The sequence below is a fragment of the Stenotrophomonas sp. YJH_SMC_119 genome (assembly GCF_059368315.1).
This window is the reverse complement of record NZ_JCAFRP010000027.1, coordinates 1-9,961: the sequence shown is the minus strand read 5'-3', so window position 1 is coordinate 9,961 and position 9,961 is coordinate 1. Positions and strand designations below refer to the sequence as shown.

The window sequence follows — 9,961 nt, the reverse complement described above, 5'->3', positions numbered from 1 at the left end:
AGTTGCTTGATCAAACGTCTGCAAGATGGACAATCATCCTTCCTGCAGGCGCCTTCACAAGATACCTGCGCATACTTTCAAAGATCCGGGGAAGTGGCCTCAGCGCCGTTCCCGTGTGCTGCGAAGTTTCCTTCGTAGCGAAGCCGCCCATTATAGCCGGCTTTTCCGCTTCGTCAACACCTTTTTTCAAGGCCGTCTCACCGGGGTGGACGTTGTTGCCGATGCTGCTTCGGCGTTGGACCCGAAGGCCTTTCGTCGTTGCGAGCCGCCTATTATGCCGGACTTTTCGAGTCCGTCAACACCTTCGTTCGATCATCTCGTTCGTCGGTGGTGGCGTTGCTGTTTGCGTGCCGTTTCCGAAGAAGCGGTGCGCTGCAGCAAGGGAGCGAATTCTAGAGATCCTGCAGATTTCGTCAAGCATTTTTTTGCAGGGTGATGACAGAACCAAGGCAACGTCACGCATGGCATACGCTCGAAGATCACTGTGGCGTTGACCGCGCGTTGCGCGGTCAACGCCACAAGGGCTATCAATGCACGGATGCACAGTGGAGAGACGGCAATGAACATGCAGGTGCGGCAAGCGTGGTGGCGCGACCTTTCAGTACCGGCCCTCGTTGCCGGCTTCATTACTGTGCTGGTCGGCTTCGCCAGTTCGGCCGTCATCGTGTTCCAGGCTGCACAAGCTGTCGGTGCCAATCAGGCGCAGATCGCTTCATGGATGTGGGCACTGGGACTGGGCATGGGTGTCACCTGCATCGGGCTGTCACTGCGCTATCGGGTACCGGTGGTGACCGCATGGTCGACACCGGGCGCGGCGATGCTGGTGGTCGGTGCCGGCGGCGCATCTCTTTCCGAGGCCACCGGTGCATTCCTGCTCGCTGCGGTTCTGGGCATGCTGGCTGGCTTCTCCGGCATCTTCGCCCGGTTGATGCAACGGGTGCCGATGGCGCTGGCCGCCGGCATGCTGGCCGGGGTGCTGCTGCGCTTCGGTCTGGACGTGTTCGTGGCCATGAACACCCAGCTGGTACTGGCGCTGGCCATGTTCGCCACGTGGCTGGCCGGACGCCGCCTGTTCCCGCGCTATGCGGTCATCGCCACCCTGCTGGTCGGCATCGCGGTTGCGGCCAGCCGTGGCCTGCTGCACGCACAGCAGATGCAGCTGCAACTGGCGGTACCGCAATGGGTGACCCCATCCCTGTCTTGGACCGCGGTGGCCGGCATCGCCCTGCCCCTGTTCGTGGTCACCATGGCCTCGCAGAACATTCCGGGCGTGGCGGTGATGCGGGCATCCGGCTACGACGCCCCGGTGTCGCCGCTGATCGGCTGGATCGGTGTGGTCAATACACTACTGGCGCCGTTCGGTGCGTACGCGCTGAACCTGGCGGCAATCACCGCCGCGATCTGCATGGGCCGTGATGCACATGAGGACCCGGCACGACGCTATACCGCCGCCATGGCGGCAGGTGCCTTCTACATCGTCATCGGACTGTTCGGTGCCACCGTGGCCGCACTGTTCGCTGCCTTCCCCAAGGAGCTGGTGGCCTGCGTGGCCGGTATCGCGCTGTTCGGCACCATCGCCAACAGCCTGGCCAGTGCGCTGGCGGTAGAGCGGGACCGCGAGGCGGCACTGGTCACCTTCCTGGTCACCGCCTCGGGCGCCTCACTGGCCGGCATCGGCTCGGCGTTCTGGGGCCTGGTGGCCGGTGCGCTGTGCCTGCTGGTGCTGCGGCCCCGTCAGGACCGCTGACCCACCCTACCCGGCCAATGCGGCGCCGACGATGCTCAGCGCCACCGCGATGACGATGGCGATCAGTGTGGCGACCACGCTGGTGCCGCCACGCGCGGTCAGCTCGCTGCGCAGCCGTGCATCATCGTCGCCGGTGACGGCACGGGCCTGGGCGATCAGGCGCTGGCAGTGCGCCAGGTACCAGCTGTTGCCAAAGATGCCTGTGGTGATGCTCAGCGCGAAGGTGATGACCAGCGACAGGCCATCCGGCACATCCAGCAAGGTCTCCACCACGCTGATCAGCAGCAGCAGGCCAGCCCACATCGCCGCCAGGCGGTACATCCTGCGGTACATCATCCAGATCAGGCCGAGCAGGAAGGCCGGCCAATGCCAGGTGCCACTGCCCGTGGCAATGCCCTGATCCAGCCGCCAGCGCTGGCGATAGATCGGGAAGTTGCCGCCGACCACGCTGGCGTACAAGGCCATCTCGCCCTCCAGCCCGGCAGCCGCAGCCCTGTCCGGTGCAGCGACCGGTGCACGATAGGGATCGGACGGGTCGCCGACATCCGGCGCGATGCCCTCAACCGCAGGGGCTGCGTCGATATCCAAGGCCGGAACCACCTCGACGGGGGCGGAAGCCTGCTCCAGTTCCGCCAACGGCCGCCATGAGGGCATGCCTTCGCACCAGAGCAGGGTGCGCGCCGTAACCGTCCCTTCCTGCTGCAGCTGGCGAAGACCGGCCAGATCCACCGGCCCACTGCTCTGCCTGCCATTGGCGTACCACCATTGTGCTTCCTGCATGTTTTTCCGTCCTTGCTACCTGCATCGACAAACTGAAATCGCTGCCCGCGCCTACAGCGCGGTACTGCCCAAGGTCTGCACCAGTTGATGGCGCGCACCCGCCGCAAGCGTAATCTGCTCCGGGCCTGCGTTGGCCACTTCCAGGCATACGTAATCGCGCCAGCCCTCGCCGACATCGGCCATCCTGGCTGCCGCCTCGGCACCCGGATTCCAGACCACCAGCGTCTGGCTGCCTTCGCTGCGGATCTCGATCCGCCGCTGCAGTACGGGATCATGCAGCACGTAGTGGCCCCCGGCACTGGTATAGATGCGATCGCTGCGACCGGGATCACGCGGATCGCGCAATGACCACGGTCCCTGTTGCAGGCGCAGCTGCGCATAGTCCTCGTACTTGTCCAGGTACTGCAGGCCGTCAAGGCCCTCGACCTCGACCCGCTTGGCATCGCCCACCCGGAAATAGCTGTGCAGGGCCTGGGTGAAGGTCACCGGCGAGGTTCCGGTGTTTTCGGTGACCAGCTGCTGGCGCAGCTGGCGGCCGATACGCAACTGCATCTGCAGGCGCAGGCCGCGATCGGCGCTGGGCGCAGGCGCCAACTGCAGCTCGACCTCGCCATCATCGCGCTGGCTGGCCTGCAGAAGCTCCCAGCGCGCGGTACGTACCAGGCCATGCGCCGGTACATCGGCGCTCTGGCCCTGGCGACCGAACCACGGCCAGCACACCGGGACGCCACCGCGGATGGGCGTGGGCAGCTCGGCGCGCGTGGGCGAAAGCCACAGCAGATCGGGCTGCCCATCGGGAATGAACGACAGCAGCTGGCCGCCGAACACACTGACGACCGCCGTGGCGTTGGCGGTTCGCACCTGCCAGGCCTCCAGGCCGTGATACAGGCCGGTGCTGATGTCCGGATTCGACTGCATGCGATGACGCTCCTTGAAGACCGCGGCGATGATGTCGCGGTCAACGTGCCGCCGGCAAGGCTTTCTGCCCAGCGGGTGCGATGGCGGCCGCCTCTTCCTGCAGCGTGCGCAGGATGCGCTGGCCTGCGCGGCCATCCACCTCGCTCCAGCCCAGGCGCTGCTGTTCTACCTGGATCGCGCGGCGCGTGGCGGTACCGATCATGCCGTCGGCGGCACCGATATCGTGGCCGCGGGCCAGCAGCAGGGTCTGCAGCTGGCGGCGCTCATCGCGGCCCAGGCCCGGGTCATCGGTCGGCCAGGCGGTGGCCAACCCGTTGCCACCACGCAATTGGTCAGCCAGCGTCGCGATCGCCAGCGCATAGCTTTCGGCGGCGTTGTAGCTGTAGATCGCGTCGTAGTTGCGGAACACCAGCAATGCCGGGCCCTTGTTGCCGGCCGGCAGCAGCAGCGCGGCGCGCGCATCCGCCGGCAGGTTGGCTGGAGCCAACACGCTGCCATCCAGCGCAGTCACGCCCTGCGCACGCCAGTCGGCCAGGGCGCGACGCTGGGTGCGGCCGGCCTGGCTGGCGTTGAAGCCCGCAGGAACGCGGACTTCCATGCCCCACGGCTCGCCGCTGCGCCAGCCGGCGCGCTTGAGGTAGTTGGCGGTGGAGGCCAGTGCATCGGGAATGCTGCCGACCAGATCGCGGCGGCCATCGCCATCACCGTCCACGGCGATGCGTGCATAGGTGCTGGGCATGAACTGCGTATGCCCGAAGGCACCGGCCCAGGAGCCGGTGAGCCCCTGGGCCTGCAGGTCGCCGCGGTCGATCAGCTTGAGCAGCGCCAGCAGTTCACCGCGGAAGAAGGGTTGGCGACGGCCGGCGCAGGACAGCGTGGCCAATGACTGCAGCAGCGGGCGCTTGCCGAACACGCGGCCGTAGTCGCTCTCCACGCCCCAGACCGCGACGATGGTAGCCGGATCGACGCCGTACTGCGCCGACACGCGATCGAGCAGGTCGCGGTGCTGCTGCAGCAGGGCGCGGCCATCAGCCACGCGCTGGCGATCGACCAGCGCGGCCAGGTAGTCCCAGATCGGCGTGGTGAATTCCGGCTGCGCATCAAGCAGGCCGAGCACGCTGGGGTCCGGGGTGAGGCCGGCGGTGATCGCGTTGAAACGGTCGGGACTGATGCCTTGTGTCACAGCGGTGGCCTGCAGGCCCGACAGGCAGCGGCTGAACGCCGGATCGATGTCGCCGGCAGGAGCGGCGGGCGCTGTCGGCGCCGAGGCAAGAGCGGCCGCCAGGCCGAGCGTGGTCAGAATGGGCATGGCGTCCTCCGTGTTGCCGTTGCACGGCCATCTTAGGGGTAGCGGTGCTGCTGAACCTGAAGCGGTACCGGCTGGCCGTCCGCCCTAGATGGCACGCAACAGGCGCAGGCCATAGGCCGGGCCTTCAGCATCCCAGCGCTGCATGACCTGCAGGCCAGCCGGCTGCAGCAGCGCTTCGAAGCTCTCGTCGGTGTACTTGTGGCTGTATTCGACGCGGATCGGTTCGTCGGCCTCGAAATGGAAGGTCCGGCCATCCAGATGGACGTCCTGTGCCCGCTGGCTGACCAGATCGGTCTCGATGCGCAGCCGCGCGACGCTGTAGCGGGCACGATGACGGAAGCCCTGCAGATCGAAGTCGCTGCCGACCTCGCGGTTGAGGCGGGCCAGCAGGTTCAGGGTGAATGCGGCGGTGACGCCCTGCGCATCGTTGTAGGCCGCCTCGATCAGCGCCGGGTCCTTGTGCAGGTCGATGCCGACCAGGGCCAGGCCATCACGCCCCATGGTCTGGCGCATCGCGCGCAGCAGCGCGACCGCGTCCTCGCCTTCAAAGTTGCCCAGCGTGGAACCGGGGAAGAACAGCAGCCGTCGCGCGGGTTCGCGTTCGGGCATGGGTACGGCGACGGGACGGGTAAAGTCGGCACAGACCGGCAGCATCTCCACCTCGGGCAGCGCCGGGGCCAGATGGTCGATGCTGGACAGCAGCGCGGCACGCGAGATTTCAATCGGCGTGTAGGCCACCGGGTCGTGCAGGGCGGCCAGCAGCAACGCGGTCTTGCGGCCACTGCCGCTGCCCAGTTCCACCACGTGCAGGTGCGGCCCGACGCTTCGGGCGATGTCCGGCAGTACCCGTGAAAGCAGGGCCAGCTCGGTGCGCGTGGGGTAGTACTCGGGGGTCTGCGTGATCTGCTCGAACAGGCGCGAGCCGCGCGCATCGTAGAAGTACTTGGACGGCAGCTGGCGCGGCGTGCGCGACAACCCGGCCACCACGTCGGTGAGGATCTGCTGGCGGCCGGGGGTGAGATCGGTCAGCGCCTGCAGTGCGTCGTGCACCGTACTCATGCGAGATCCCTGGCCAGGCGCAGCCCGGAGAACTGCCAACGCGCCGGGGGCATGAAGAAATTGCGGTAGCTGGCACGCACGTGGCCACGCGGCGTGGCGCAGCTGCCACCGCGCAGCACCCATTGCCCGCACATGAACTTGCCGTTGTATTCACCGAGGTTGCCGGCGAAAGGGCGGAAGCCCGGGTAGGCGCCATACGCACTGTGGGTCCATTCCCATACATCGCCGAACAGCTGACGCAGTCCACTGCCCCCTGCAGCCTGCGGGTGCAGCCGATCGTCATCGGCAAAATGACCGCGAGGCGGCAGCGTTGCGGCGGCAGCCTCCCACTCGAACTCGCTGGGCAGGCGCGCACCGGCCCAGCGGGCGCAGGCATCGGCCTCGTAGTAGCTGAGGTGGCAGACCGGCGCATGCGGATCCAGTTCGCGCCAACCGCCCAGGGTGTACTCGCGCTGCAGGGCGTCATCCCAGTACAGCGGGTGCTGCCAGCTCTCGGCTTCGCGCAGCGCCCAGCCTTCGCTGAGCCACCAGCGCGGTTCGCGGTAGCCGCCGGCGTCGATGAAAGCGCGGTACTCGGCATTGCTGACGGGACGCTCGGCCAGTGCGTGCGCGGGGAGCAGCACGCGATGCGCCGGCGATTCGTTGTCGTAGGCGAAGGCGGTGTGCTGCGGCCAGGCTGCGGCGCCGATGGTGACGATGCGCTCGGGCGACTCGATCCAGCCCTGCGCACTGGCAGGGCTGGTTGCAGGCTGCAGGTCCTCGCGGTAGGCCGGCTGCAACGGATTGCACCAGAACGCGTGCTTGATGTCGGTGAGCAGCAGTTCCTGGTGCTGCTGTTCGTGCTGCAGGCCCAACTGCAGGTGCTGCAGTGCCTGCTCATCAAGGTCGCCTGCCGCCAGCCGCGATTGCACCTGTGCATCGACCTGCTGGCGGTAGTCGCGCACCTGCTGCAGCGATGGCCGCGACAGCAGCCCACGCTGCGGCCGGGCATGCGCCGGGCCGAGGCTCTTGTAGTAGCTGTTGAACAGGTAGTCCCAGGCAGGGTCATGCGCCGGTGCAGGTGGGAAGCCGGCCAGCACGAAGCGTTCGAAGAACCAGGTGGTGTGGGCCAGGTGCCATTTGCTCGGGCTGGCATCGGCCATGCTCTGCAGCATGGCATCTTCGGCGCTGAGGGGGGCTGCCAGGTGCATGCTGCGGTTCCGCACACATGCGTACTGGCGGGCGAGATCGCGCTGCGGGGCAGCGACGGCGGTGGCTACGCTGTCCATCCGGGCAGCATCTGCGCAACAGGGTGAGTGCGATGTCATCGTTCGACGTCAACGCGTTCACATGCGTGACCATCCCGCATTCAAGAAGCCGGTGCGAACGCCGCTAACGGCAATGCTGCGGCCGCGTCGTCACCGCGCTGGAATTCCTGCTTGCCCCTGCATCCGCTCCGCCAGCCTGCGCATTACCTGTTCGTGCTGCCCGCCGTGCTGGTTGCCGTGGTGCTGTGGGCAGCACTGGGCAACGAAGACGTTGCCAGTCCGGCCCAACGCATCCTGCCCTGGCTGCTGGCCTGCCTCGGCGCCGGCCTTGCCCTGCTCTACCACCAGGTGCGTACGCTCTGCCTGCTGCTGGTGGTGGCGGTCATGTTCGCGCTGCTGCACCAGGACGTGGGCGGCTACCTGCACAGCGGCCACGTCACGGCGCTGACACCGCTGCGCTTCCATGCCATTTCGGCCTGGTTGCCCTTGCTGTTCGCGGGCCTGGCATTGTGGCCCGAGCGCGGGCGGCGCCGCCACGACCTGCTGTTGCGGAGTGTTGCCAGTGGCACCGCGCTGATGATCTTCCTGCTACTGGCCACGCAGCAACCCCGGGGCATGCACGATCTGCTGTCCAACCGCCACTGGAGCTGGATTCCGGCCGACTGGAACGCGCTGGCACAGCTGCCAGCGCTGCTGTTCCTTCTGGCAACCGCCGCGCTGGGCTGGCAGGCCTGGCGGCATCCGCGCCCGTTGCACACGGCGATGCTGCTGGCCCTGCTGTGCCTGTGGTGGATGCTGCCACGGGTGTTCCTGCAGCCGGTGCTGCTGCCGGCACTGGCCAGCGCGGCCCTGCTGCTGATGCTGGGCGCGATGCTGCAGGAGTCCTTCCATATGGCCTTCCGCGATGAGCTGACCGGCCTGCCGGGGCGCCGCGCCTTCAATGAGACCCTGCAGCGGGCGCGCGGCACCTACAGCATCGCGATGGTGGACGTGGACCACTTCAAGTCGTTCAACGACACCCACGGCCACGACACCGGCGACGATGTGCTGCGCCTGGTGGCCTCGCGCCTGGACCGGGTGGGCGATGGTGGCCGGGCGTTCCGCTATGGCGGCGAGGAGTTCGCGGTGGTGTTCCTGGATCGTCCCGCAGCGGCCTGCGTGGATGCAGTCGAGGCGCTGCGGCAGACCATCGAGGACACCCGCATGCAGCTGCGCGACCGGAGCACGCGCAGCCGCGACGATGAAACCGGGCGCCGGCAGCGCGGACGCGGCGGAAGCGGGCAGACGGTGCAGGTGACGGTGAGCATCGGGCTGGCAGACAGCCGCGTGGATGAGCGGCCAGCGGCAGTGATCAAGGCCGCCGACCAGGCGCTGTACGCAGCCAAGGACGGTGGCCGCAACCAGGTCCGCGCGCATGCCGGCCAGCGCGTGCTGGCGGCACGCGGCGGCTGAGGCTCACACCGCGTCGAGGTAGTACCAGCGGCCGTCGACGCGCAGAAAGCGGCTGTGCTCGCCCATCTTCACCGCGCTGCCGCCGCCCACGCGGTAGCGGGCGGTGAAGCGCACTTCGGCGCTGTCGGCGCCGGTGACAGTGTGCTCGTGCACGGTCAGGCCCAGCCAATGCGTACGCTGGCCGGGCGCATCATCCAGCGACAACTCGGCCGGACGGGTATCCGGATGCCAGCTCTGGCGCAGATAGTCCGCCAGCCCCCGCACATAGGCGCTGTAACGCGATCGCATCAGGCGCTCGGCATCGGGGGCGGCCTCACCGGCATGGAAACGGCCACAGCAGGCGGCGTACTCGGCGGGAAGGCCGCAGGGGCAGGGATCGGTGGGTTTTCGGCTCATGCGGACATTGTCGCCGGGTTGTGCGGATGGATCCACGCGGGGCACCGGTCAACCAGTGCAGGACAGGCGTATGCTGTCGCGCCCCCATATCGATTGATCGCCGTGCTGGAACTGGTTCCCCCTGAGTTGTGGTGGCTGGTGGTCATCGCCTTCATCGCCGGGCTGGTCGATGCCGCCGTCGGTGGTGGTGGGCTGGTGCAGCTGCCTGGCCTGTTCACGGTGCTGCCGCAGCAGACGCCGGCGATGCTGTTTGGTACCAACAAGTTCAGTTCGATGTTCGGTACCGGTGCGGCCGCCTGGCGCTATGCGCGCAACGTGCGCTTCCCGTGGAAGCCGGTGTTGTTCGCGGCCGGCACGGCCTTCATCTTCTCCTTCGCCGGCGCCACCGCGGTAAGCCTGCTGCCCAAGGACGCGGTGCGCCCACTGGTGCTGGTGCTGCTGGTCGCGATGCTGGCCTACACACTGTGGAAGAAGGACTTCGGCGCGCTGCACCGTCCGCAGGAGATCGGTCGCCGCGAACTGGTGATCGCGCTGGCGATCGGTGCGGCGATCGGCTTCTACGACGGCTTCTTCGGGCCGGGCACCGGCAGCTTCCTGATCTTCCTGTTCGTGCGCTTCTTCGGGCTGGATTTCCTGCGCGCCTCGGCGGCATCAAAGGTGGTGAACCTGGCGACGAATGTGGCGGCGATCTCGTTCTTCGTGCCGACCGGCAACATCCTGTGGCTGTTCGCGCTGCCGATGGCGGCGGCCAACATCATCGGCTCGGTGGTGGGCACGCGCCTGGCGCTGAAGGGCGGCACGCCGTTCATCCGCAAGCTGTTCGTGGGGCTGGTGGTGGTGCTGATCGCGCGGATGGCGTGGGATACGTTCCGCGCTGCGTGAACGCGGTTGCCGGCCAGCGGCCGGCACTACCGGGTCATGAACCCCGCCCATGGGTAGTGCCGGCCGCTGGCCGGCATCCCCATCCGATCAGGTCATGAACCCCGCCCATGGGCAGTGCCGGCCGCTGGCCGGCATTCCCATCCGATCGGGCCATGAACCCCGCCCATGGGT

The 9,961-nt window shown here is 67.6% G+C and carries 9 protein-coding genes; 3 read left to right on the top strand and 6 right to left on the bottom strand.

Annotated features, from left to right (window positions below):
• The first annotated feature begins 559 nt into the window (after positions 1-559).
• Positions 560-1,747, top strand: a complete 1,188-nt coding sequence (locus AC5P6S_RS20905) for a benzoate/H(+) symporter BenE family transporter (protein ID WP_065184135.1) — start codon at positions 560-562, stop codon at positions 1,745-1,747.
• Positions 1,748-1,753: 6 nt separating this feature from the next.
• Here AC5P6S_RS20905 and AC5P6S_RS20900 read toward each other — a convergent pair whose 3' ends face one another.
• The 5 genes from AC5P6S_RS20900 to egtB form a co-directional block, all read right to left on the bottom strand.
• Positions 1,754-2,527, bottom strand: a complete 774-nt coding sequence (locus AC5P6S_RS20900) for a DUF2628 domain-containing protein (protein WP_065184134.1) — start codon at positions 2,525-2,527, stop codon at positions 1,754-1,756.
• Positions 2,528-2,578: 51 nt separating this feature from the next.
• Positions 2,579-3,445: a D-hexose-6-phosphate mutarotase gene (locus AC5P6S_RS20895; RefSeq protein WP_065184133.1), complete on the bottom strand. Its 867-nt coding sequence runs from the start codon at positions 3,443-3,445 to the stop codon at positions 2,579-2,581.
• Positions 3,446-3,485: 40 nt separating this feature from the next.
• A complete protein-coding gene (locus AC5P6S_RS20890; protein WP_065184132.1) occupies positions 3,486-4,754 on the bottom strand; it encodes a lytic murein transglycosylase in 1,269 nt (422 codons plus the stop codon).
• Positions 4,755-4,838: 84 nt separating this feature from the next.
• Positions 4,839-5,813: an L-histidine N(alpha)-methyltransferase gene (gene egtD / locus AC5P6S_RS20885; protein WP_049403456.1), complete on the bottom strand. Its 975-nt coding sequence runs from the start codon at positions 5,811-5,813 to the stop codon at positions 4,839-4,841.
• Complete coding sequence (gene egtB, locus AC5P6S_RS20880; protein ID WP_043035329.1) at positions 5,810-7,081, bottom strand: ergothioneine biosynthesis protein EgtB; 1,272 nt, start codon at positions 7,079-7,081, stop codon at positions 5,810-5,812. The genes egtD and egtB overlap by 4 nt, the downstream gene beginning before the upstream one ends.
• Before the next feature lie 150 nt (positions 7,082-7,231).
• On the opposite strand from egtB, the gene AC5P6S_RS20875 reads away from it, so the two are divergent.
• Positions 7,232-8,512 carry a GGDEF domain-containing protein gene (locus AC5P6S_RS20875; RefSeq protein WP_414498642.1) on the top strand — a complete coding sequence of 427 codons (1,281 nt, stop codon included), beginning with the start codon at positions 7,232-7,234 and terminating at the stop codon, positions 8,510-8,512.
• 3 nt (positions 8,513-8,515) lie between these two features.
• Here the strand turns inward: AC5P6S_RS20875 and AC5P6S_RS20870 are convergent, their stop codons facing one another.
• Complete coding sequence (locus AC5P6S_RS20870) at positions 8,516-8,908, bottom strand: YchJ family protein (RefSeq protein ID WP_012481663.1); 393 nt, start codon at positions 8,906-8,908, stop codon at positions 8,516-8,518.
• A 102-nt stretch (positions 8,909-9,010) separates the two neighbouring features.
• Here AC5P6S_RS20870 and AC5P6S_RS20865 point away from each other — a divergent pair, with 102 nt between their 5' ends.
• Positions 9,011-9,790: a sulfite exporter TauE/SafE family protein gene (locus AC5P6S_RS20865; protein ID WP_005411690.1), complete on the top strand. Its 780-nt coding sequence runs from the start codon at positions 9,011-9,013 to the stop codon at positions 9,788-9,790.
• Positions 9,791-9,961: the final 171 nt, after the last annotated feature.